This window comes from Streptomyces sp. TG1A-8 (assembly GCF_030499535.1).
Classification (GTDB): domain Bacteria; phylum Actinomycetota; class Actinomycetes; order Streptomycetales; family Streptomycetaceae; genus Streptomyces.
The window spans coordinates 6,690,270-6,712,800 of record NZ_JASTLB010000001.1 but is presented as its reverse complement, the minus strand read 5'-3'; the positions used below and the strand labels follow the sequence as shown (position 1 = coordinate 6,712,800).

The 22,531-nt window shown below is 75.0% G+C and carries 20 protein-coding genes and 2 pseudogenes; 17 read left to right on the top strand and 5 right to left on the bottom strand.

From position 1 onward, the window contains the following. The first annotated feature begins 125 nt into the window (after positions 1 to 125). The 3 genes from QQY24_RS29755 to QQY24_RS29745 all read left to right on the top strand — a co-directional run bounded on the left by QQY24_RS29755 (position 126) and on the right by QQY24_RS29745 (position 2,644). Positions 126 to 1,037, top strand: coding sequence for an NAD-dependent protein deacetylase (locus QQY24_RS29755; RefSeq protein WP_301975803.1), 912 nt, complete (start codon positions 126 to 128; stop codon positions 1,035 to 1,037). Between the two features lie 214 nt (positions 1,038 to 1,251). Next, entirely contained in the window at positions 1,252 to 2,088 is an 837-nt protein-coding gene (locus tag QQY24_RS29750; RefSeq protein ID WP_301975802.1) for an alpha/beta fold hydrolase, read from the top strand. Positions 2,089 to 2,110: 22 nt separating this feature from the next. After that, a complete protein-coding gene (locus QQY24_RS29745) occupies positions 2,111 to 2,644 on the top strand; it encodes a TetR/AcrR family transcriptional regulator (protein ID WP_301976387.1) in 534 nt (177 codons plus the stop codon). 133 nt (positions 2,645 to 2,777) lie between these two features. On the opposite strand, the gene QQY24_RS29740 is transcribed toward QQY24_RS29745, so the two are convergent. The 3 genes from QQY24_RS29740 to QQY24_RS29730 form a co-directional block, all read right to left on the bottom strand. Further along, the gene (locus QQY24_RS29740; RefSeq protein WP_301975801.1) at positions 2,778 to 3,854 is read right to left on the bottom strand and encodes an enoyl-CoA hydratase/isomerase family protein; all 1,077 of its coding nucleotides are present in this window, start codon (positions 3,852 to 3,854) and stop codon (positions 2,778 to 2,780) included. Beyond that, on the bottom strand, positions 3,851 to 4,102 hold the full coding sequence (locus QQY24_RS29735; protein ID WP_301975800.1) for a hypothetical protein: 252 nt from the start codon (positions 4,100 to 4,102) through the stop codon (positions 3,851 to 3,853). The genes QQY24_RS29740 and QQY24_RS29735 overlap by 4 nt, the downstream gene beginning before the upstream one ends. Before the next feature lie 514 nt (positions 4,103 to 4,616). Further along, positions 4,617 to 5,456 (bottom strand): chitosanase, encoded by an 840-nt coding sequence (locus QQY24_RS29730; protein WP_301975799.1) that lies wholly within the window; start codon positions 5,454 to 5,456, stop codon positions 4,617 to 4,619. A 152-nt stretch (positions 5,457 to 5,608) separates the two neighbouring features. On the opposite strand from QQY24_RS29730, the gene QQY24_RS29725 reads away from it, so the two are divergent. Both QQY24_RS29725 and QQY24_RS29720 read left to right on the top strand, forming a co-directional pair. Next, complete coding sequence (locus QQY24_RS29725) at positions 5,609 to 6,448, top strand: hypothetical protein (protein WP_301975798.1); 840 nt, start codon at positions 5,609 to 5,611, stop codon at positions 6,446 to 6,448. Positions 6,449 to 6,567: 119 nt separating this feature from the next. Next, positions 6,568 to 7,926 (top strand): annotated as a pseudogene (locus QQY24_RS29720) (transposase); the annotation flags it as partial. A 227-nt stretch (positions 7,927 to 8,153) separates the two neighbouring features. Here the strand turns inward: QQY24_RS29720 and QQY24_RS29715 are convergent. Then, positions 8,154 to 8,789 (bottom strand): LysE family translocator, encoded by a 636-nt coding sequence (locus QQY24_RS29715; protein WP_301975797.1) that lies wholly within the window; start codon positions 8,787 to 8,789, stop codon positions 8,154 to 8,156. 97 nt (positions 8,790 to 8,886) lie between these two features. After that, the gene (locus QQY24_RS29710; protein ID WP_301975796.1) at positions 8,887 to 9,357 is read right to left on the bottom strand and encodes an aminoacyl-tRNA deacylase; all 471 of its coding nucleotides are present in this window, start codon (positions 9,355 to 9,357) and stop codon (positions 8,887 to 8,889) included. A 125-nt stretch (positions 9,358 to 9,482) separates the two neighbouring features. Between QQY24_RS29710 and QQY24_RS29705 the strand changes: the two genes are divergently transcribed. The 12 genes and pseudogenes from QQY24_RS29705 (at position 9,483) to QQY24_RS29655 (ending at position 22,332) form a co-directional block, all read left to right on the top strand. Continuing rightward, the gene (locus QQY24_RS29705; RefSeq protein WP_301975795.1) at positions 9,483 to 10,583 is read left to right on the top strand and encodes a DUF5937 family protein; all 1,101 of its coding nucleotides are present in this window, start codon (positions 9,483 to 9,485) and stop codon (positions 10,581 to 10,583) included. Positions 10,584 to 10,792: 209 nt separating this feature from the next. Next, positions 10,793 to 12,328: a recombinase family protein gene (locus QQY24_RS29700; RefSeq protein WP_301975794.1), complete on the top strand. Its 1,536-nt coding sequence runs from the start codon at positions 10,793 to 10,795 to the stop codon at positions 12,326 to 12,328. 113 nt (positions 12,329 to 12,441) lie between these two features. Beyond that, the gene (locus QQY24_RS29695) at positions 12,442 to 13,692 is read left to right on the top strand and encodes an inositol-3-phosphate synthase (RefSeq protein WP_301975793.1); all 1,251 of its coding nucleotides are present in this window, start codon (positions 12,442 to 12,444) and stop codon (positions 13,690 to 13,692) included. Continuing rightward, positions 13,689 to 14,636 carry a hypothetical protein gene (locus tag QQY24_RS29690; RefSeq protein ID WP_301975792.1) on the top strand — a complete coding sequence of 316 codons (948 nt, stop codon included), beginning with the start codon at positions 13,689 to 13,691 and terminating at the stop codon, positions 14,634 to 14,636. The genes QQY24_RS29695 and QQY24_RS29690 overlap by 4 nt, the downstream gene beginning before the upstream one ends. After that, positions 14,633 to 15,883 carry a bifunctional 2-polyprenyl-6-hydroxyphenol methylase/3-demethylubiquinol 3-O-methyltransferase UbiG gene (locus QQY24_RS29685; RefSeq protein ID WP_301975791.1) on the top strand — a complete coding sequence of 417 codons (1,251 nt, stop codon included), beginning with the start codon at positions 14,633 to 14,635 and terminating at the stop codon, positions 15,881 to 15,883. Before QQY24_RS29690 ends, QQY24_RS29685 begins: the two co-directional genes overlap by 4 nt. Then, positions 15,877 to 16,713: pseudogene (locus tag QQY24_RS34885) on the top strand (Gfo/Idh/MocA family protein); the annotation flags it as partial. The gene QQY24_RS29685 and the pseudogene QQY24_RS34885, both read left to right, overlap by 7 nt. 77 nt (positions 16,714 to 16,790) lie before the next feature. After that, complete coding sequence (locus tag QQY24_RS29680; RefSeq protein WP_301975790.1) at positions 16,791 to 17,012, top strand: hypothetical protein; 222 nt, start codon at positions 16,791 to 16,793, stop codon at positions 17,010 to 17,012. Then, on the top strand, positions 17,009 to 17,836 hold the full coding sequence (locus QQY24_RS29675) for an MBL fold metallo-hydrolase (protein ID WP_301975789.1): 828 nt from the start codon (positions 17,009 to 17,011) through the stop codon (positions 17,834 to 17,836). The genes QQY24_RS29680 and QQY24_RS29675 overlap by 4 nt, the downstream gene beginning before the upstream one ends. After that, entirely contained in the window at positions 17,833 to 19,320 is a 1,488-nt protein-coding gene (locus QQY24_RS29670) for a YcaO-like family protein (RefSeq protein WP_301975788.1), read from the top strand. Before QQY24_RS29675 ends, QQY24_RS29670 begins: the two co-directional genes overlap by 4 nt. Continuing rightward, complete coding sequence (locus QQY24_RS29665; protein ID WP_301975787.1) at positions 19,317 to 20,237, top strand: sugar phosphate isomerase/epimerase; 921 nt, start codon at positions 19,317 to 19,319, stop codon at positions 20,235 to 20,237. Before QQY24_RS29670 ends, QQY24_RS29665 begins: the two co-directional genes overlap by 4 nt. Next, a complete protein-coding gene (locus QQY24_RS29660) occupies positions 20,234 to 21,514 on the top strand; it encodes a glycosyltransferase family 4 protein (protein WP_301975786.1) in 1,281 nt (426 codons plus the stop codon). The genes QQY24_RS29665 and QQY24_RS29660 overlap by 4 nt, the downstream gene beginning before the upstream one ends. 8 nt (positions 21,515 to 21,522) lie before the next feature. Continuing rightward, positions 21,523 to 22,332 (top strand): PIG-L deacetylase family protein, encoded by an 810-nt coding sequence (locus QQY24_RS29655; RefSeq protein WP_301975785.1) that lies wholly within the window; start codon positions 21,523 to 21,525, stop codon positions 22,330 to 22,332. Positions 22,333 to 22,531 lie beyond the last annotated feature (199 nt).

Here is a 22,531-nt window from a genome sequence, read left to right as displayed (position 1 = left end):
CGAGGCCCCGTGGGCAGGAGGGCCGCCGTCACTCGTCACGGACGGCGACCGGCCGATACGCCCGCCCGGCCCGGCCCGTGACGATCCGGGCCGGGCGGAGACGGCCCGTTCCGTACCCTGGCGGCATGCGCATGCGCCCCACTTTGAGCTGGACCCCTGCCGAGGACCTGCCCCCGGGCACCACGGACCTGACGCCGGTCGCCGATGCGCTGGGCGCCGGCGGTGTGCTGGTCCTCAGCGGGGCGGGCATCTCCACCGAGTCGGGCATCCCCGACTACCGGGGCGAGGGCGGGAGCCTGAGCCGGCACACCCCGATGACCTACCAGGAGTTCACCACCAGCGCCCGGGCCCGGCGCCGGTACTGGGCGCGCAGCCACCTGGGCTGGCGCACCTTCGGCCGCGCCCGCCCCAACGCCGGGCACCGGGCCGTGGCCGCGTTCGGGCGGCACGGCCTCCTCTCGGGTGTGATCACCCAGAACGTCGACGGCCTGCACCAGGCCGCCGGCAGCGGCGGCGTCGTGGAACTGCACGGCAGCCTGGCCCGGGTCGTCTGCCTCTCCTGCGGCGCCCTGAGCCCGCGCCGCGAACTCGCCGGGCGGCTGGAGGAGGCCAACACGGGCTTCGCGCCGGTGACCGCGGGGATCAACCCGGACGGTGACGCCGACCTCACGGACGAACAGGTCGGGGACTTCCGCGTGGTGTCCTGCGCGGTCTGTGGCGGCATCCTCAAACCGGACGTGGTGTTCTTCGGCGAAGCCGTCCCGCCACGGCGGGTCGAGCACTGCCGGGGGCTCGTCCGTGAAGCGGCCTCGCTGCTGGTCCTGGGCTCCTCGCTGACGGTGATGTCCGGACTCCGGTTCGTCCGCGAAGCGGCCCGGGCCGGCAAGCCGGTGCTGATCGTCAACCGGGACCCGACCCGGGGCGACCAGCACGCCCTCACCCGGGTCGCACTCCCCCTGGGAGCGGCCCTCACCGCCGTGGCCGGCCGGCTGGGCGTCCCCGTCGACGGCCGGGCGCCGGTCTCGTCGACGGACTGAGTCCGGCCGCCGCACCCGTCCTCGCGGAGGGCACCGCGTTCCACGGAGCCGGGTTCCCGGCCCCGTGCGCCGGCGCGCGCCGGTACCGGACACGATCGGGCTGTCCTGGAGGCACCCCGGCACCTTCGCTCTGCGCGCGGCACTCCGCCGTTGACAAGTTTGGTTAATTGTATTAGCTTATAGCTAACGGGGTTAGCCAGATCTGAGGGGTGTCATGACCGAGTACCTTGCCGTGGACGGCGGCACGATCGCGTACGAGGTGGCGGGACGCGGCCCGCTGATCGTTCTCGCGCACGGCATGGGCGACAGCCGCGCCGCCTACCGCGCTGTCGTCCCGGCGCTGGTGGCGGCGGGCCACCGGGTCGCCGCGGTCGATCTGCGCGGCTGCGGCGAGTCCGGTGTCGACTGGCCGTCCTGGAGCCGCACCGCCATCGCCGGCGACCTGCTCGCCGTGATCCGCCACCTGGGCGGCCCGGCCGTGCTCGTCGGCCATTCCGTCTCGGGCGGCGCCGCCACCATCGCCGCGGCGCGGGAGCCCGCGCTGATCACCGCGGTCGTCGAGCTGGCGCCGTTCACCCGCAAGCAGTCGATCGGTCTCGGCGACCTGCGGGTGCGGCGCTTCAGGCAGGGCATGCTACGCCTGCTCGGCGCGGGCGCGTTCGGCAGCGTGCCGCTCTGGCGCTCGTACCTCGACGTGGCCTACCCCGGGGTGAAGCCGGCCGACTGGGCCGAGCGGCTGGGCCGCATCGACTCCCTGCTGCGCGAGCCGGGCCGGATGAAGGCCATGCAGCGCATGGGACGCAGCGCCCCGACCGACGCCGGCGCGCAGCTCGGCAACGTCCGCTGCCCGGTCCTGGTCGTGATGGGCACGCTCGACCCCGACTGGGCCGACCCGCACGCCGAGGGTTCGGCGATCGTCGACGCCCTGCCGGCCGGCCTCGGTCGCCTCGAGATGATCGAGGGCGCCGGGCACTACCCGCACGACCAGTTCCCCGACCGGGTGGTCCCGCTCGTGCTCGCCTTCCTCGGCTCGGACGCCGCTCGTGCCTAGGGCCGGCCTGGACCCGGCCGCCGTGGTCGCGGCCGGCGCCGCCCTCGCCGACGAGGTGGGCCTGGCCAACCTGACGATGGGGTCGCTGGCCGAGCGGGTGGGCGTGCGAACCCCGTCCCTGTACAAGCACGTGGACGGCCAGGAGGACCTCAACCGGCGCATCGCGGTCCTGGCGTTGAACGAGGCCGCCGACGCCGTCGACGGCGCGGTCCGGGGATACGCGGGCCGCGACGCCCTGGCGGCCGCGGCACGCGCCTTCCGCGCCTTCGTCCTGGAGCACCCCGGCCGGTACGCCGCGACGATCGGCGTGGAACCGTCCGGCCCGGACGATCCGCTGGCCACCGCGGGACAGCGGCTGCTGGACGCGTTCACGGCGGTCCTGCGCGGCTACGAGGTCGAGGGGGCCGACGTGGACCACGCCCTGCGCATGCTCCGCAGCCTCTGCCACGGCTTCGCCACGTTGCAGGCGGCCGACGGCTTCCGGTGGAGTGCCGACGTCGACGAGAGCTTCGAGTGGCTGATCGCCTTCGCCGACCGGGGCCTGCGCGCGCTGTGAGGCCGCCGCCGTCACCGGTCGCCACACCTCCGGCGCGGCGGTTCCGAGGTCGTACCGGCGCGCCCGGCGGCCGGGCCGTTCCGTGGCCGTGGACGAGCCGGTGTGCCCGGGGCCACCGGGGCGGCGGTCCTGCTCACCGCACCGTCTCCGGCGAGGTGCCGGGTCCGGCCAGCCGCAGTTCGCGGCCGCCGAGCGGGGCGAAGAAGCGCTCCACGTCGCTGTCGGTGACCTCGGCGAGGGTCGCCGGGGACCAGCTCGGACTGCGGTCCTTGTCGATGACCTGGGCGCGGATCCCCTCCACCAGGTCGGGTGTGCCGAGGGCCGCGCAGGAGACGCGGTACTCCTGGTCGAGGACCCGTTCCAGGGAGCCGAGGCGCCGGGCGCGGCGGATCGCGGCCAGCGTGACCTTGAGGGCGGTGGGCGACTTGCCGAGCAGGGTCCCGGCGGTCTCCTTCGCGTCCGGATCGCCGTGCGAGAGCAGTCGCTGAACGATCTCCTCCACCGTCCCGGCGGCGTAGCAGGAGTCGATCCACTCGCGCCGGTCGGCCAGCTGCCCCCGGGGCGGCGCCTGTACGTGGCGCGCGAGGACGTCCCCTACGGGCAGGTCGGCGAGGTCGTCGAGCAGCCGGGGCAGGGCCGCGGACTCCACGTAGTGGTTGGCGAGCCCGCAGAACAGGGCGTCACCGGCGCCGATCCGTGCGCCCGTCAACGCGAGGTGGGTGCCGAGTTCGCCGGGGGCGCGGGCGAGCAGATGGGTGCCGCCGACGTCGGGAACGAAGCCGATGCCGGTTTCGGGCATGGCGACCTGGGACCGCTCGGTGACGATGCGGACGCTGCCGTGTGCGGACAGCCCGACTCCGCCGCCCATGACGATGCCGTCCATGACGGCGACGTACGGCTTGGAGTAGCGGGCGATGCGGGCGTTGAGGCGGTACTCGTCACGCCAGAAGGCGGCGGAGGCGGCTCCGTCGCCGTTGCGGGCGTCGTCGTGGATGGCACGGATGTCGCCGCCCGCGCACAGGCCCCGCTCCCCGGCACCGGTGACGACCACCCCCTCCACCGCCGGATCCTGTTCCCACGCGCTCAGCGCCCCGGTGATGCGGCGGACCATCTCGTGGTCGAGGGCGTTGAGCGCCCCGGGCCGGTTGAGGGTGATGCGGGCGGACCGCCCCCTGATGTGCAGCAGGACGGGTTCTTCGGTGCCGGTCATCCGGGCACCTCCGTCAGGTCGCGGGCCGCGGTGGCGTGCATGATCCGGTGGTCCCTTCCGTTACGGTGGGCCCGTTCCTCCCGCTCGGACCGTGTCCGGGCCGGCCCCGCCGCCCCTTCCCGCGTGCGCACGGAGCCGTCGCCGGCGCACCGCACCGCCTCCGGGTCCGCGCACACCCCGGCGAGGGGATCGGGACCGTCGTCACGCCGGGGCCGCAACCGCGGCCGGTCGGTCAGGAGTTCGGGCACCGGCGCATCATCGCACGCGCACGGCACCGCCGCCCGGGGCCTTCGGCCGCGCACCGCAGCCGGGTGCCCGGGCGGGGGCGGTGGCCGCAGCGGTGGCCGTGAGCCGACGCGGCAGGTGCCCCGGCGGCCCGGGCAGCCGCTCAGGACGCCGGGCCCGGGCGGGGTCGTCCGCCGCACACCGCAGGCACGGCTCCGCCGCCTGCCCGGGCCGCGACGGGCGGACGGGACGACGGGCGCGCCGGTGCGCCGGGCCGGTCCGCGGCGGGAGGGGCCCGGCGCGGACCGGCGCGGGCTCCGGGCCGGAGGCCGCCGTGCGTCAGCGGCCGGCCATCGCGCGGATCTCGGCGGCGAATCGGCCGCAGGTCCTCCTCGGCCGTGAAGTGCCCGCAGGACACGGTGCGGTGGCGCAGGCGCTCGGCCCAGGCGCTCCACAGGCCCTGCGCGTGATAGCCGAGCGCGGTGCCCCAGTCCTGCCGGACGCCGGCACGGCTCCGGCACGGCAGGCCGGAGCGGATCAGCCGATGTGGTAGCCGTCCCCGTACACCTTCCAGTCCAGCGGCGTGTCGAGGTCGAGGTTGCCCTTGCGCAGGAAGACCCGCTGTGCGGTGTCGACCCTGCTGGTGTCGCTGTGGGCCTCCTCCTGCTCCATCGCCCACACCCGGGCGTCGAGGAAGGCGTTGAGGTACGCGGTCTCGCTGCCGCCCTGGGCCGGCGGCTTGGCGGTGCGCAGGGCACGCGCGCGGATGCCCGAGAAGCTGGTGGGGTCGTCGCCGTCGCCGTGCATGACGGTGGCGTCGTAGTAGATGAACTGACCGAGTGCGCGCAGGCCGTCCGACTTCCCGCGGGAGACGGCGGGGTCGAAGTAGACGCGGTCGCGTTCGTCGTTCTGGGCCCGCTGGAACACGGTGTCCTGGGCGGCCTTGCGCCAGTCCCCGGGGAAGTTCGGGTCGAGGCCGTCGTGCGAGTCGCTGCCGTCCACCCGGCGCAGCGCGGGCAGGTACCCGGCGAGGACGTTGCCGGGCCGGCGGTCGGCGTAGAGCCGGACGAGGTCGAGCATGTCGCCGGTGCCGGAGCAGAAGCCGATGATGCCGGCGGTGTAGCCGCGGCCGTCGCCGATGTCCTCGATGTACTCGTACTGGGCCTTCCAGTCGAGCGAGGAGTTCTCCGCACTGGAGACCAGTTGCATGGCGATCTCCTTCTTCGCCGGGTCGTCGAGGCCGGGCGCGGCGGTCGGCGCCGCGGCGACGCGCGAGGCGCTGAACAGGGCGCCGGAGGCGACGGCGCCGAGCACGGCGATGGCGGTGCGCCGGGAGGGGCGTGCGGGGACTGTCGTTTCGCGGCCTGCGTGCACCACAAGGACTCCAGGGCGGAGGAAGGGCGGACCTTACCTGGCTGGTAGTAAAGTTTCCTATCAGTTTTCGGCGGGAGCGGTAACCCGGTGCGCGCCAAGTTCGTAGGATCGAACAGCCGCGTCCCGCCCCGCGTCGGGGGCGTCCCGGTGGTGCGGTGGACGGGTGGAGGGGGACGACGGGCACGGCGTTCGCCCGCGCGCTGGAGCGGGTGGACGAGATCGGCGCGTACCGGCTCGGGCGGCTGCGGCTGTCGCAGATCCCGCCGAACCGGATGGCGGCGCTGGCCCGGTACGCGCTGGGGTCGAAGGCACCGCTGCTGGAGCGGGCGGCGGAACCGAAGCGCACGGCGATGCTCACCGCGGTGATGCGGCACCTGGAGGCGAAGGCGATCGACGAGGCCCTGGACCTGTTCCAGGTCCTGATGGCCACCCGGCTGCCGAACACGGCGAAGCGCAAGACGGAGAAGGAGCGGCTGTCCACGCTGCCGCAGCTGGAGAAGGCGTCACGGCTGGTGGCCCGCGCCTGGGAGGTGATGGTCGAGGAGCTGGAGCTGGTCGAGGAGCACGGCGCGGACCTGGACGTGGCCGCGCTGTGGGCGGCGCTGGAGGAGATCGCCCCGCGCGCCGCCGTGACGACCGCGGCGGCCACCGTGGTGACCTTGGTGCCCGAGGACGAGAACTCGGCCGAGGTAACCATGCGAGCCGCGCTCGCGATCCGGTACGCCACGGTGCGCCCGTTCCTCGCGCTGCTGGGCGAGTCGAAGGCGCTGGACGCGGCGAGCGCCGGCAAGCGGGTCCTGGCCGGGGTGCGGGGTCTTCCGGCGCTGGCGCGGCGGAAGGTGGGCATCAAGCCGCTGCTGCCGCGCGAGGTGGACGACAAGCTGGTGCCGCCGGCGTGGCGCAAGGCGGTGTACGCCAATCCGAATCTGCCGCAGGGCGCGGTGGACCGGGACGCGTACGTGTGTGCGTGCTGGAGCAGCTGCACCGGGCCCTGAACAACCGCGACGTCTTCGCCGCTCGGTCGCACCGCTGGTCCAACCCGCGGGCCCGCCTGCTGGACGGGCCCGGCTGGGACGCGGTCGAGGAGGACGTCCTGGCGGCCCTGAGCCTGGACATGCCCGTCACCGAGCACCTGGCGGAGCTGGTGCGGGGCCTGGACGCCGGATGGAAGCAGCTCGCCGAACGTCTGGAGGAGGCGGGTCCGGCGGCGAAGGTCTCCATCGAGGTGGCCGGCGACGGGCGGGTGAAGCTGAACGTCGACAAGCTCGGCGCCCTCGGCGAACCGAAGTCCCTGACCTGGCTGCGCCAGCGAGTCGAGAAGATGCTCCCGAAGATCGACCTGCCGGACCTGCTGTTCGAGGTGAACGCCTGGACCGGGTTCCTCGACGCCTTCGTCCACCTCGGCGACGGCACCACCCGGATGAAGGACCTGCCCACCTCGGTAGTCGCGCTGCTGGTGTCCGAGGCGTGCAACATCGGCCTGGCCCCGGTGGTCAACCCCGGCTACGAGGCCCTGACCCGCGCCCGGCTCGTGCACGTCGACCAGTACCACCTGCGCGCCGACACCATCGCCACGGCGAACGCCGCTCTCATCGCCGCCCAGGCCGGCATCCCGATCGCGCGCTCCTGGGGCGACGGGCTGCTCGCCTCCGTGGACGGGCTGCGCTTCCAGGTGCCGGTGCGCACCATCAACGCCGCCCCGTCGCCGAAGCACTTCGGGTTCAAGCGCGGCATCACCTGGCTCAACGCCGTCAACGACCAGGTCGCGGGCATCGGGCAGATGGTCGTCCCCGGCACCCCGCGCGACTCCCCGCACATCCTGGACGCGCTGCTGAACCTGGACGGCGGGGTGAAGCCGGAGATGGTGGCGACCGACCACGCCTCGTACTTCGACATGGTGTTCGGCCTGTTCAAGATCCTCGGCCACAACTTCAGCCCCCGCTTCCGCGACCTGGACGATCAGCGGTTCTGGCGGGCCACGATGCCCGGCGTCGAGACGGGCACCTACGGTGCGGTGGAGGACCTGGCCCGCAACCGGGTCAACCTGAACAAGGTGATCACGCACTGGCCGGACATGCTGAAGGTCGCCGGTTCCCTGGCCACCAACCAGGTCCGCGCCTACGACCTGCTGCGCATGTTCGGCCGCGACGGCCGCCCGACGCCGCTCGGGGCGGCGTTCGCGGAGTACGGGCGGATCGCCAAGACCGAGCACCTGCTGCGCGTGGTCGACCGGTCGACGACACCTACCGGCGGCAGATGAAACCGGCAGCTCACCGTGCAGGAATCCCGCCACACGCTCGCGCGGGACGTGTGCCACGGCAAGCGCGGCACCATCCACCAGGCGTACCGCGACGGGATGGAGGACCAGCTCGGCGCGCTCGGCCTGGTCCTCAACGCCATCGTGCTGTGGACCACGCAGTACATCGACACCGCCGTCGGCCGGCTCCGCGCCGAAGACCACGAGATCCAGGACGAGGATGTCGCCCGCCTGTCCCCGCTCAAGCACCGCAACCCCAACCTGCTCGGCCGCTACAGCTTCACCGCCTCGACCCCGGCAGCCGGCGCCCTGCGCCCGCTGCGCGACCCGGACGCGCCGGAGCTGGACGAAGACGACGGCACTGGAGACTCACAGGCAGGCGGCTGCGGGCGGAGCCGGGGCGCTCGCACCGCCGGACGCGCGGGGTGGACGTTGCAGCGGGGTCAGTGGCGGGTGGTGGCGACGGCGAGCCCGAGGCCGATCAGTGCGATGCCGCCCGCGCCGCCGATCATCGACAGGCGCCGGTCGGAGCCGGCGAACCAGGTTCGGGCCGCCGAGGCACCCAGGCCCCAGACGGTGTCGCAGACCAGGCCGATCCCGGCCGGGATCAGGCCAAGGACCATCATCTGCAACGGGATGTTCCCCGCGTCGTGGTTCACGAACTGTGGCAGGACCGCGGCGAAGAAGACCAGGCCCTTGGGGTTCGTGGCGCCCACCAGCAGGCCGTCCAGGACGGTGCGCAGATCACCGCGCCGTTCGCCCTGCCCGGTCGTCAGATCGGCGCGCAGCCGGCCACGGTGGCGGTACGCCTGGACGCCGAGGTAGACGAGGTACACGGCGCCGGCCAGCTTCACGGCGGTGAACACGGTGGTCGAGCTCTGGACCAGGGCGCCGACGCCGAGTGCGACGACGAGGACGAGGGCGTAGCAGCCCAGGAGGTTGCCCAGGACGGTGGCGAGTGCGGTGCGGCGGCCGTGCGCGAGGGCGCGGCCGACGACGAACAGGACGCTCGGGCCGGGGATCGCGATCACGACGAGGGACATCGCGGCGAACGCGAGAAGGCTTTCCGTCTTCACCATGAGCTGGGACTTCCTGATCTGTGCCGCGCAACCGGCGAAGGGCGGTGCGGTGGTGTGAGCAGTGACGAGGGGTGGGCCCGGCGCGCAGGTGGGACGGCTACCGAGAGAGGGCGCCCACCTGGGCGCGGGGGAGGCGGGCCAGGTCGGCGGAGTTGATCTGGAGGGTGCGGTCGGCCGATCCGGCACCGCAGTAGACGGGCCGGCCTGGGTTGGCGACCGCGGCATCGATCAGGCACGGCACCCCGGGCCGGTGGCTGACCGGAGGCACGCCACCGGGCACCAGGCCCTCCGCGGCGAGCAGGCCGGCGTCCGCCGCGCGCAGCCGGGAACGGCTAGTGCCCGAAAGAGCCGCCAGACGGGCGAAGTCCACCCGATCCTCCGCCCGCAGCACCACGAGCAACAGCGGGAAGTCCGACGTAGCGAAGGCGAGCGTCTTCACCGCCTGCGACCAGGGGAAAGGCAGGGCTTGGCGCTCGGCGACACTGTGCGCGGCGGCATGCTGGTGGACGGTGTACGGGCAGCCGTCAGAGTCCAGTACGGCCTGCCAGGGCGCTTCGGGCGTAGTCATGGAGTCACCTGCAGCCTTTGCTCGAAACGGAGGGGAGTCGACCTGCGGCCGGACGGCGCGCGATCCGCTCCTGAGCCTGACCGGGACGACCGGTTCCGATCAACTGATTGTGAAATCCTGCAATCGTGATCACCCTGCGCTTCGCCGAGACGGTCGAGGAGGACATCGCCTTCTCCGTCTCCCCCCTGCTCGAAGCCGTCCACTCCTGGCACGTCCTCACCGACCCCGGCCACCACGCCCTGCACGTCCCCTGGGTCAGGCGGTGCCGCCGCCTGCCCGCCGCCCTGCGCCGGCGTATGCGCGGCCACGACTTCGTCGTGGCCGACTACATCCCCGCCCTCTTCGAAAGCCGCACCGGTGATCACGACGCCGACTTCGCGGACCAGCTCGCGGCCGTACGGGGCCTGCCGCCCGCTCTGCTGGCCGCCGAACTCGCCCGAACGCTCGTCGACACCACCCGCCACACCGGCGACGACCTCGTCGACGACCGCGCCACCCGCGACGCGGTACTCACCGAGTACCGCAACAGCGACCCAAGCCGGGCGGCACGCCTGGAGGGCATCCTCACCGACCCCCTCCCCGTCCTCGACGACGCGCTCACCGTGCTGGAGGACTACTGGGACGCCGCCTTCGCCCAGGAGTGGGAGCGCATCGAGCCCTCCTTGTACGAGTCGATCACCCGCTCAGGCGCCCGGATCGCCCACCACGGCCTGTTCCCGATGCTCCGCACCCTCGCTCCCCAGATCCGCGTGGACCCCGGCCGCCGGACCCTGCGCCTCGACCGTCCGCACGACCACGACATCTCCGTCACACGCGACCACCCCGTGACGTTCACCGCCAGCCACTACGTCTGGCCCCACGTCCGCGTCACCTGCGACGCCCCCTGGCCCCTGCGGATCACCTACCCCGCTCTGCCCCTCGCGCCCGCCTCGACCGCCCGCCCCGCCAGTCAGGAAGACACCCTCACCGCGCTCCGGGCTCTGGCCGCCGCCCCACGCCTGCGGATCGTCACCCACCTCGCCGCCCAGAGCCGCACCACGCAAGAACTCGCCTCTCTCCTCGGCCTGTCCCCCTCCGTCACCTCCCGCCACCTCCATCAGCTCACCCAGGCAGGACTCACCACCACCCAGCGCGAGGGCTACTACGTTCTCTACGCCCTCGCCCCTGCCCGCCTCGACCAGATCGCCACCGCCCTCATCACCCTCGCCCCCAGGCCCGAGGACTGAGCGAACGCTGTTGCAAGCCCCCGCGGGCATCGCCAGAAATAGGCCCTGTGTCGGCAAACGATCGAATGACGACAGGCACGGCTGACGTCCAATGAACCCAGTGGTTCCGGGACCTGACGGCGGCTGCGATCCCATGGGATCCGATGACGGCTGACGACGGGGTCAGATGACACCCGAGGTCCGATGCGGCGGCAGAAGCGGGGAACAGCGTGGCCAATCTCGTCTACAAGAGGGTGTCGACCGACCAGCAGTCCACCACCCGTCAGGACCTCGTCCTCGCCGAGGCAGGAATCGAGGACCCGATCGTCTTCGAGGAGGACCCGGGTACCCCCAGCCGCCTCCACCCGCTCCAGCGGCCGAAGTTCCGCGAGCCGCTCACCTACGCGCGGCCGGGCGACACCGTGCACATTTCCGAGATGTTCCGCCTCGTACGCGGCAACCAGCACATCCTCGACGTCCTCGAAGTCCTGCACCGCGACCAGCTCGCCCTGCGCATCCACGACGGCGCGTTCTCCGCCATGGACCTCACCGCCCGCCACCCGCGCACCGGCGAGCTGCTGTCCACCGTGAAGTTCATGGTGCAGACCCTCGCCGCCGCCGGCGAACTCCAACGCGACCTCCAGCGCGAGCTGACGTACGACGGGCTGCGCGCCGCCGAGGCCAAGGGCGCGAAGGCCGGGCGCCGTCCCGCCGCCGCGGCCACGAAGGCCGGTGACGTGCGCACCGCGTACCTGGAAGGCCGCTCCATCGCCGCTCTCGCTCGCGACCACGGTGTCAGCCGCGGCGCGATCCGGACCGCCGTCGCCGACCTCCTGCCCGACCACACCGCCAGTCAGGAGGGCGAGCCCGCCGCGGAGCTGCCGGTCACGCTCGACATGCCGGGCAGGGTCGCCGACTTCCTCCGCGCTGCCGAGTTGGAGCCCGCCGAGCGGGTCGCGCTCGACCAGGGGACGACCGTACGGCGCGGCCGGGGCTACACCCTGCGCGTCAGCGCCGTCCCCGCCGTACACCGCAAGCTCCTCGCCCACTGCCAGCCGCTCGACGGCGGCCAGGGTCTTCCCGCAGTGCCAGCCCAGCGCAAGGCCCGCCGCGAGGTACGAGAACCGGGTCGGCGCACTCACACCGTGACCATGATCAATCCCAGCGCCAACCGCTGTACCGATGTTCCCCGAGGCCGGACCACCCCTGGCGGAACGCCGGGCAGGGGCACCGCCAAGCACCCCGGACGCCGGATCTCGACCGCCTCACCACCGACGTCCGCACCACCAGCAGCGGAATGCTCCAGGAAGCCCGCTGCGCGACACCCCCGCCTTCACCGGCGCCGACCGGGCGCTCTTCTCCGCCGACCGTCCTTCCACCGGCCCGACGCGGCAGCGGTCCGGCGGTTCCTCGACGGCGTCCCCCGTCCCGCGGACCGTTCCGGGGCCGCCTCCGGCAACGCGGAGGCGCTGTTCCGCCCGACGGGACGGCCCGGGCCCGTCGGCACCCCGGCGCCCCGGCATCCCGGCATCCCGGCATCCCGGCACGAGTGTCCTCGCCACCGGCACCACCCGGCACCTCGAACGAGGGGATCACCCGTTCGGCCGCCCCGTCCGGGCGTTCGGCCGCGTGGTGGCACGCGCGCATCGGCCCAGTTCCGCGCCCGTCCGCCGTACGGACGAGGACGAAACCGCGGAACCGCGATGTCCTCCCACGGGTGCGCCCGTCAGCGGCCGCGTGAAGACTGGGCGGCGCCGCTGCGGTGATCGGACCGCCGCGCGAAGAGGCTTCCGCGGACCGCGCGGGACCGTCGGCCGTGCCCGGCACCCTTCGACCGGAGCCCGGCCGTGTCCCGTCGGCGAGGCGAACGGAGAGAGCGATGCACGGAGCGACCGAGGGACGATCCGTCCGGCACGAGCGCCCGGGGACTCCGGCGGGCCGGCTGGGTGCCGCCGTCGTGGGACTGGGCGGGGCGGTTGCGACCACCGCCGTGGCCGGGGTGGAACTGCTCAGGCTCGGCATCTGCGGCCGGGACGGGCTGCCGTTGGCGTCGCGCACGAACCTGGTGCCCTACGAGGAACTGGTGTTCGGCGGCTGGGACGTCTCGCCGGACGACCTGGCCAAGGCGGCGCACCTGCACCGCGTCCTCGAACCGGCCCAGATCGAGGCCGCGGCCCCCCGGCTCCAGCAGCTGCGGCCGTGGCCGGCGGTGGCGGACCCGGCTTACTGCCGCGCGGTGACCGGCGCCAACGTCGTGTCGTTCGACAGCCCGCGCGAGCGCACGGAACGCATCCGGGAGGACCTGCGGCGCTTTCGGCGGGCCCAGGGCCTGGACGAGGTGGTCGTCGTCAACCTCGCCTCGACCGAGCGCCTGCCCGACCCGGCGTCGCCCGCCCTCGCCTCGACCGAGGCGTTCGAAGCGGCACTGGACACGGGCGACGAGGCGGTCACCCCCGCCATGCTCTACGCCTACGCGGCCCTGCGGGAGGGCATGGCGTACCTGAACTTCACCCCCAGCTGCGGGGCCGACGTACCGGCCCTGACGCACCTGGCCGAACGGCAGGGCGTGCCGATCGCCGGGAAGGACGGCAAGACCGGGCAGACCATGGTCAAGACGGTCCTCGCCCCCGCCCTGCGCTCGCGGGCGCTGCGGGTGGAGGGCTGGTACTCCACCAATCTGCTGGGCAACCGCGACGGCCGGGCGCTGGAGGATCCCGACTCGCTGGCCAGCAAGACGGCCACCAAGGAGTCGGTCCTGGACGCGCTGCTCGGCTACCCGGTGGAGGACCACCAGGTGCGCATCGAGTTCTACCGGCCGCGCGGCGACGAGAAGGAGGCGTGGGACAACGTCGACCTCGTGGGCTTCCTCGGCCACCGGATGCAGATGAAGATCGACTTCCTGTGCCGGGACTCCGTCCTGGCCGCTCCGCTGGTGCTGGAGCTGATCCGCTTGCTGGCCGAGGCGCGGCGCCGTGGGGAGCGGGGGGTGCAGGAGCAGTTCGGGTTCTTCTTCAAGGCCCCGATGACCGCCGACGGCAGCGTCCCGGAGCACGCCCTGCACCGTCAGGAACAGGCGCTGCTGGACTGGCTGGACGGCGGGGGCCGGGCCGCGACGGGCGGACGGTCGTGACGCAGGCCGCGGCCCGTCCCGCGCAGCGGGAGGGGGAAGTACCGCGCGAGGCGGTGCGGGCGGTCGTCCCGCTGCTGCGCGAGGTGGGCGACCTCAAGAGGGTGCGCACGGCCGGCAGCGGCGCCTCGATGGCCGAACGGGCCTTTTGCCGGTCGTGGGCGGAGCTGGTGCGGGACGGGGACCCCGGCCGGATCGCCGTGCGCGAGTGCGCGGCCGCCGTGGCCGGGGCGCGTCTGGCCGGGATCGACGGTGCGGTGCTGCGGCGGTGCGGGCTGACGGCCGACGAGGCGGTGGCCGTGCTGGAGCGGTCCGTCGCACAGCACGCGGACCGGATGGACCCGGTGACGTGCGGTCTGCTGGTCGAGGCGCTGCCGGACCTGGTGACGGATCCGTACGGGGATCCGCCGCCCGGGTTCGCGGCGGCGCTGTGCGCCCAGCCCCGGGCGGGCGCCACCCGCCCGGGAAGACCACGGCTGATGGTCGAGCCGCCCGAGAGCCACGGCGACCACTGCTGGGCGGTGGCGGTCCACGGGGTGCTGCTGGCCGGGGCGTTCGGCGCCGCGCCCGGTGACGTCTTCCTGCTCGGCCTGGCGCACCACCTGCACAACGCCGTACTGCCCGACGCGGGCCTCGCCGGGGAGGAACTGCTGGGGGACCACCTGCCCGCGGTCCTCGCACGGCTGGCGCGGCAGCAGCTCGCCGCCCTGCCCGAGGACCTCGCCGCGCGCGTGGAACACCTCCTTTCCCTGCGCGAGGGGGCCGGCACGCCGGCCGCACGGGCTTTCCACGCCGCCGACGTCCTCGACCGCGTCCTGCAGGTCCGCCACCACGCGCGGGCCGCCGCCTTCACCGCCGAGCAGGCCCTGGAGGACCTGGACCTGGTGCACCCGTGCGCGGTGTCCGGCTTCCACCGGAGCGTGCTGGACGCGGCGGGGACGGCATGAGGGGCCCGGCGGACCGCGCGGCGGCCGGGAACGCCGCGGCCGGTCCCGCGGCGGTCGGGGACAGGAGGGTCGCGGGGGCGGCGGCACCGGGCACGGCGGACCTGGTCAGCCCCGGCAACGGGGCCCCGCTGCGGTCCTGCGGTCCCGGACTGCTGTCCGACGGCGAACGGCGCTGGCCCGTCGTGGCGGGCATCCCCTGGCTGCGCACCGGCCGCGAGGAGCTGCGTCGGCGGGCGGTGCGCCGGATGGAGGAGGGCGATCCGGACGGTGCCGCGCTCGTCCTGCTCGCCGACTCCGACGACTGGTGGGACGGCCCGGCCCCCTCCCCGGGCGCGCTGCGTGCCGCGCTGGGGGCGGGCACCCTGCGCGAGGCGGTGGGACTGCTGGGCATGGGCCGGGTCGGGGCGTACTTCCTGCACCGGTGGAGCGATCCGACCTGGCTGGCCGTGCTCGCCCTGACCGCCCGGCACTCCCCCGCCGGCCTGCCGGTGCTGGAGCTGGCGTGCGGGGCCGGGCACCTGCTGCGGGAACTGCGGCTGCGCGGGCACCGGGACGTGACCGGGATCGACGTGGTCTTCGCCAAGCTGTGGCTGGCCCGTCGCTTCGTCGTCCCCCGGGCGCGGCTGGTGTGCGCCGACGTCACCGCGCCGTGGCCGCTGCGTTCCCCGGGCCGTCCCGCCTACGTGGCGTGCCACGACGCGCTGTACTTCCTGCCCCGCAAGGAGGAGGTGGTGCGCCGCGCGCTGGCGTACGCCGCCGGCGGCGGGGTCGTCCTGGGGCACTGCCACAACTCCCTGGTGCCCGGACCGGTCCTGGGACTGCCGCTGAGTCCGGCCGGATGGTGCGCGCTGCTGCCGGGGGCGGTCTGCTACGACGACGCCGACCTCACCCGCGCCGCGCTGACGGGGGCCCTCCCCCGGCCGCGCGCGGCCGGGGCGCTGACGGGCTGCGAGGCCATGGCCCTGGTGAGCGTCCCGCCCCCGCCGCCCGGGTACGGTCCGCTGTCGCCGGAGCGGCCCGTGCCCGGACGGCCGCTGCGTCCCAACCCGCTGTACCACGACGGTCTGCTGCACTGGCCCGGGGAACGCTGGCGGGAGGAGTACGGGCCCGGCGCCCGCGCCTACCTGCCCGACCGCGTCGGCCTCTCCCGCGCCCTGCTCGCCGACGCCGCGGTGGGACGGCTGACGCCGGAGGTGGCCGATCTGGCCCGCCACCGGGTGCTTCTGGACCTGCCGGAGCGATGGTGAACGCGGCGGACGGGCGGGGTTCCCCCGCCGCCGTGTGCCGGTGGGCGGTCGCCGGATGCGGCTGGGTGGCCCGGGACCACTTCCTGCCCGGACTGCTGGCGGCCGCCGGCACCGGGGCCGGCGCGGTACCCCGGCTCGTCGCCGTGACCGACGCCGACCCGGCCGCCGCCGCCCGGCTGGCGGCCCGGGCGCCCGGCGTCCCGACCGCCGCCGACCTCGGCTCCCTCCTCGCCGTGCACCGACCCGACGCGGTGTACGTCGCGACGCCCAACCACGCCCACCGCGGCGCGGCCGCGACGGCCGCCGCGGCGGGGGCCGCGGTGCTGTGCGAGAAACCACTGGCCGCCGACCTCGCCGACGCCGAGCGGCTGGTCGCCGCCTGCCACCGGGCGGGGATCCTGGCGGCGACCGCCTACGACCAGCGTTTCCACCCGGCCCACCGGGCCGCGCGGGAGGTGGTGGCGTCCGGGGCGCTGGGGACGGTCACCGCGGTGCGGATCACCTACTGCTGCTGGCTGCCGCCCGCCTGGTCGCCGGACGGCCGCCCCCACGACAACTGGCGCGCCGATCCGGAGCGGGCGGGCGGCGGGGCCGCCCTGGACCTGGCGCCGCACGGACTGGACCTGGTGGGCGTCCTGCTCGGAGGGGACGACGTGGCGGAGCTGACGGCGCTGGTGCAGCACCGGGTGCACCCCTACCCGGTCGACGACGGCGCCGTACTGGCCGGCCGCACCGGCGGCGGGGTCCTGGTCTGCCTGCACGTCGCCTACAACACCCCGGACACGCTGCCCCGCCGCCGGCTGGAGGTCACCGGCACCCGCGGGCAGCTGACCGCCGTCGACACGCTCGGCCAGGACGCCGGGGGAAGCTGTGGCTCACCCGCGCGGACACCGCGCACCGCGCGTCCGTGCCGTTCGCCACCGGGACGTCCCCCTTCGCCGTCCAGGTCGGGGAGTTCTCCTCGGCCGCGGTCGCGGTGCGCGCCGGCTGCCCGGTGCGGCGGGCCTGGCCGTGGCCGCTGCACCGCGACCTGGCCCTGCACCGGCTCCTGCTGGAGGCGCTGTCGCGCGCTCCCGCGGCCCCCGTGCCGGCCCCGCTGCCGTCCACCGCCGAGGAAGGCCGACGATGACCCTGACGATGTACGCCTGCGCCAACTGCGGGCACTGGCAGAAGTGGTTCGCCACCCCGCCCGCCTGCCCGGTCTGCTGCGACGTGCGCAACGAACTGCCCGAGGAGGGCTGGCACATCCTTGGGGAGAAGGCGGTCGGGGACCTGCTGGCCGCGCACTGGCACCGGCCCGTGCCGGGCGTCACCGCATTCCGCGCCCTGCCGTCCTTCGGCCTGGGCTCGACGGGCTGGCTGATCGAGGCCGAGGGCGGCAACGTCGCCTGGGAGGGGGCCCCGTACTACCCGCCCGGGGCGCTGGCCGAGATCGAACGGCTCGGCGGCGTCACCCGGCTGGGCGCCAGTCACGTCCACGGTTACGGGGCCCTGTGGCAGCTGCAGCGCCACTTCGCCCCCGCGGTGGTGGCCGTCGGCGTGCAGGACCTGGCGTGGACGAAGGCGTTCCGGGTCACCTGGCCGGTGGACGAGCGCCTCGAACTGGCGCCCGGACTGACCGTGCACCGCACCGGCGGCCACTTCCCCGGCCACTGCGTGCTGCACGACGCGCGCCGCGGGATCCTGTTCTGCGGCGACGCCCTCAAGGTCGACCTGGACGGCACCGTGCCGCGTGCCCTGTCCTGCCACAAGGCCTACCACGCCCGGATACCGCTCTCCCACGACGAGGTGCGCCACTACCGCTCGGTGATCGGCGCACTGGACTTCGAGGCGGTGGCCACCCCGTTCGAGTTCGCCGCCCCGGTGACCACCGCGGAGGTCCTACGCCTGTTCGACCACCAGCTGGCCGGCCGGCCCGACACGGCCGCGCTCCCGCTGGGAGCCGGCCGGTGAGCGCCGCCGGCGAGCACCCGGCGGTCAGGGCCTACCGGAACGCGCTCGCCCCCGGCGCACAGCACGACTTCGACATCAGCGCCGCCGACCGCACCGGCCTGCCGGTCGTCTCGGCCGACCACCTGGACGCCGCCGGCATCCGCAAGAGCGCCTGCGGGTATGGGGCGGACCTCGCCCGGGCCCGGGCCGGCGCCTACGGCGAACTGGCCGAGGAGGTGCTGCTGGCACGCCACCTGGCCCGCACCGAACGCCACCGCGCCTCCTACGCGGAACTGGTGCGCGCGCGGGGCCGGGACCGGGTCGCCGACCCGGTCGGCCTCGTGCTGCCGGCCGGCGCGGACTACGGCCCCGAGCGCCCCCTGGAGTGGGTGCCCGCGCGCCGCCACCGCACCGGTGAGGAAGTCATGGTGCCCGCCGAGTTCGCCGCCTCCTGCACCTCGGACCTGCCCGGCGGTCCCCCGCCCGGCGGCTGGCTGACCACGCCGGTCACCAACGGGCTGGGCGCCGGGGACACCCGGGAGCGGGCCCTGTCCCACGCGCTGCTGGAGATCCTCCAGCGCGACGGCAACGCCACCGCGCACCGCGCGATGGACGAGGGCGTGGTCATCGACCTGGACGAGGTGGGCGACCCGGTCACCCGCCGCGTCCTCGACCGGCTGCGGGAGGCGGGCGTCCGGGTGCTGCCCAAGCTCGCCTCCACCCAGTTCGGCCTGGCCGACGTCCACGTGGTCGGCACGGACGACGCGCCGGGTACCCGGGACGGCGCGGCAGCGCTGGTGCTCACCGCGTGCGGCGAGGCCGCGCACCCGGACCGCGAGACGGCGCTGCGCAAGGCGCTGACGGAGTACGCCTCCTCCCGCGCGCGCAAAGTCTTCTCCCACGGCCCGCTGGAGACGGTCGCCCGCATCGCCCCGCCCGGGTACCTCGAGCGCGAGTTGTCCTCGCCCCCGGCGGAGCAGGAGCCCAGAGCGCTGTCGGCGATGAGGGCCTGGACCGCCCTGGACGCCCCGCGGCTGCGGGAGCTGCTGGAGCCCACCGTGCTGTCCCGGTGCTCCAGCGTGCCCTTCTCCTGCCTGCCGACCGTGCCGCCCGGCTCGCTGGACGACCCCGCCGTCCTCCTCGGGGACCTGCTGCGGCGCCTGGCGGACTTCGACGTCCTGGTGATCGACGCGGGCGGTCCCGGAGCCCACGCGGTCAAGGTGCTCGTCCCCGGCATGGAGGTGGAGACCATGTCCTACGCGAGGATCGGCGAACGCGGCGTACGCAGGCTGACGGAGCGCGGGCACCCGCTGGCCGGCGTGGGGCCCGTCCCCCGCGCCGGGGCACGGCCGGTGCACCTGACGCCCGGGGCACGCGAACGGCTGGGCGGTCCCGCCTGGTTCGACGTCGCCGCCGCGCGGCGGACGGTGGGGGCGCTGTACCCCCTCTACCGCGAACCCGACCGGCACGCGCTGGCCCGCACCACCGCAGGAGCGCCCCGATGACACCCCCCGCTGACAGGCTCCGTTACGCCTACAACACCAACGGCATGACCTCGCACCGTCTGCACGACGCGCTGGCGCTGCTGGCCGACACCGGGTACGACGGTGTCGCGCTCACCGTGGACGTGGCCCACCACGACCCCTTCGCCCCCGGCCTGGCCTCCCGCACGGCGGCGCTGGCCCGGCGCCTGGACCGCCTGGGCCTGGGCAGCACCGTGGAGACCGGGGCGCGCTTCCTGCTGGACCCGCGGCACAAGCACGAGCCGACCCTGGTCACCGCCGATCCGGCCGGCCGGGCCCGCCGCCTGGACTTCCTGCGCCGGTGCGTGGACATCGCCGCCGACCTGGGCAGCGAAGCGGTCTCGTTCTGGGCCGGCGTCCCGGCGCCGGGCACGGACACCTCCGCCGGCGGAACGGCGTGGGGCCACCTGGTCGAGGGGGTGCGCGCCGTCACGGCGCACGCGGCCGAGCGGGGCACGGTGGCGGCCTTCGAACCCGAGCCGGGAATGCTCGTCGAGGACTGCGCCGACTGGTCCCGGCTGGCGGCCCTCGTCCCCGGCCTGCGCCTGGCCCTGGACACCGGGCACTGCCTGGTCACCGGAGAGCTGACCCCGGACCAGGCGGTCGTCCGGCACGCCCGGGACCTCGGCGCGGTCGCCGTGGAGGACATGCCGTACGGCCGGCACGAGCACCGCGCCCCGGGCGAGGGCGACATGGACCTGCCCGCCGTCCTCGGCGCGCTGCGCGCGGTGCGGTACGACGGGCTGGTGAGCCTGGAGCTCTCCCGCGACGCGCACCGCGCCGACACCCTGGTGCGCTCCGCGCTGGAGGCGCTGCGCGACGCCGAGCGCGCCGGAGCCGGCGGACCCCTGCGCCCTCCCGCCCCCCGTCACGTCGGCGCACCGCGGGGGGCACGATGAGGATCTGCTTCGTCTCGCGGCGCTACTGGCCGGCCGTGTCGGGCATGAGCGCCTACGCGGAAAACCTGCTGCGGGCCCTGACCGCAGCGGGCCACGAGGTCACGCTGGTGTCCCAGTACCGCGGCGACCGCCGGGGCCGCGCCGTCTACGGCGGCGGTCCTCCCCCGCCCGAACGGGTCCCCGACGGCGTGCGCCTGGTGGCGCTGGAGTCCCTGGGCGAGCAGGCCGTGGGCGACGGGCTGCCGGCGGACTTCGAAGCGGACGTCGCCGCACTGCGCGACACCATCACCGGCCTGCACGCCCACGCGCCCCTGGACGTCCTGCACGCCCAGTACGGCTATCCGACGGGGCTGGCCGCGCTGGAGGCCTCCGAGCGGCTCGGGGTCCCGGCCGTGGTCTCCATCCAGGGCGGCGACGGCCACTGGGTCGGCACCTGCTGCACCACCCACCGCACGGCGATCCGCCGGGTGCTGCGGGACGCACCGGCGCTGCTGATCGGCTCGGCCTCCTTCAGGGACGAGGTCGCCGCCCGCCACCGGACACCGGCCGGGCGGTTCACGGTGGTCCCCGGAGCCACCGACACCGCACTCTTCCGCCCCGCGCCCGGACGGCGGCCGGGAGCCCTCGGCGATCCGCCGGTGCTGCTGTACCACGGCCGGATCGATGTCCGCAAAGGGGTCCTGGACCTCCTGGAAGCGGTGCGGCTCCTTCGCGCCGGGGGAAGGCGGCTGCGGCTGCGCGTCTCCGGTACCGGCCCCGACCTGGACCGGCTGACCCGCCGGGCGCGGCGGCGCGACCTGGCCGACGCCGTGGAGGTCCTCGGCCCCACCGGCTACCACGACGCCCCCGCCGTCTACCGCACGGGGGACGTCTTCGTCAGCCCCACCTGGGCCGAGGGCTTCTCCAACACCATCCTGGAGGCGATGGCGAGCGGACTTCCGGTGGTGTCCACCGACGTGGTCGGCGTGGTGGACTGCGTACGCGACGGCCTCAACGGGCTGCTGGTGCCCCCGCGCGACCCCCACGCCCTGGCCGCGGCCGTCGGCCGGATGCTCGACGACGCCCCTCTGCGCCACCGCCTGGCACGCACGGCGCTGCGGCAAGTGCTGACCCGGTGGTCGTGGCCGGTGGCCGCCGCGCGCATCTGCGCCGTGTACGAGGAGGTGCGCGCCGCACGGCCGGCGGGAACGGCGCCCCGCAGTGGTCCGGCCGGCAGCGGCGCGGAACCCGCCGTGGACCTGTCCTGCCGGTTCCGCCGCGAACCCCACCTGCTGTGAGCGCGCCCGTGTCCGGCCCCCGAACCGCCGTCGCCGTCAGCCCGCACCTGGACGACGCGGTCTTCTCCGCCGGAGGGACACTGGCGGTGCTGTCCAGGGCGGGCTGGCACGTGCGGGTCGTCACCTGCTTCACCGCGTCGGTCGACGATCCCGGCCCCTTCGCGCTGTCCACCCAGCTCGACAAGGGACTGCCCGCGGACGTGGACTACATGGCCCTGCGCCGCGCCGAGGACCGTGCCGCCCAGCGGCGGCTGGGCACGCTCCCCCCGGTCCACCTCCCGCTGCCCGAGGCACCGCACCGCGGGTACGACAGCCCGCGGGAGCTCTTCGGGCCTCCCCGTCCCGGCGACAGGGTGGAGGCGGAACTGCGGCGGCTGCTCCGCCGCCATCTCGTGCCGGCGGACCTCGTCCTCGCTCCCCAGGGCATCGGTGACCACGTCGACCACCTGCTCGCCGCCCGTGCGGTCGCCGCCGCCGCGCCCTCCTCGCGGATCGGCTGGTGGCGCGACATGCCGTACGCCGCCCGCACACCGCCCCCGGACACCGGATCCCGGCACGGCGTGTCCGGCGGGACGGGCGAGGTGACGGTCGACATCGGCGCGGTCCTGGCGGACAAGACCGCCGCGGCGCGGTGCTACACGACCCAGCTCGGCTTCCAGTTCGGCGGCAGCGGGCCGACCGGCGGGGTCCTGTCCTCCACGGCCCGTTCCGAGGCCCTCCGCGCCGGGGCACCGTACCTCTACGGCGAATCGTTCAGGGCCGGTCACGCGTTCCGCCGGATGCTGGACGAGTCCACCCGGCACGGTGCGGACCGGTGAGGGCGCGCCCCGCGTGAGCCGGGGGCCCGCCGGCTGGAGCGCGGTGCTCGTGACGACGCCCGGCGCCGGGGACCGGACCGGCCCGCGGCCCGGCAGCGGTGCCGCACGGACGGGCGGGGCCGCTCCCCGGCTGAAGGCCGCCGCCCCCGCGTGCGCGGGGGGGCGGCGGCAGGGGGCGCGCAGGGGCGGCGGCAGGGGG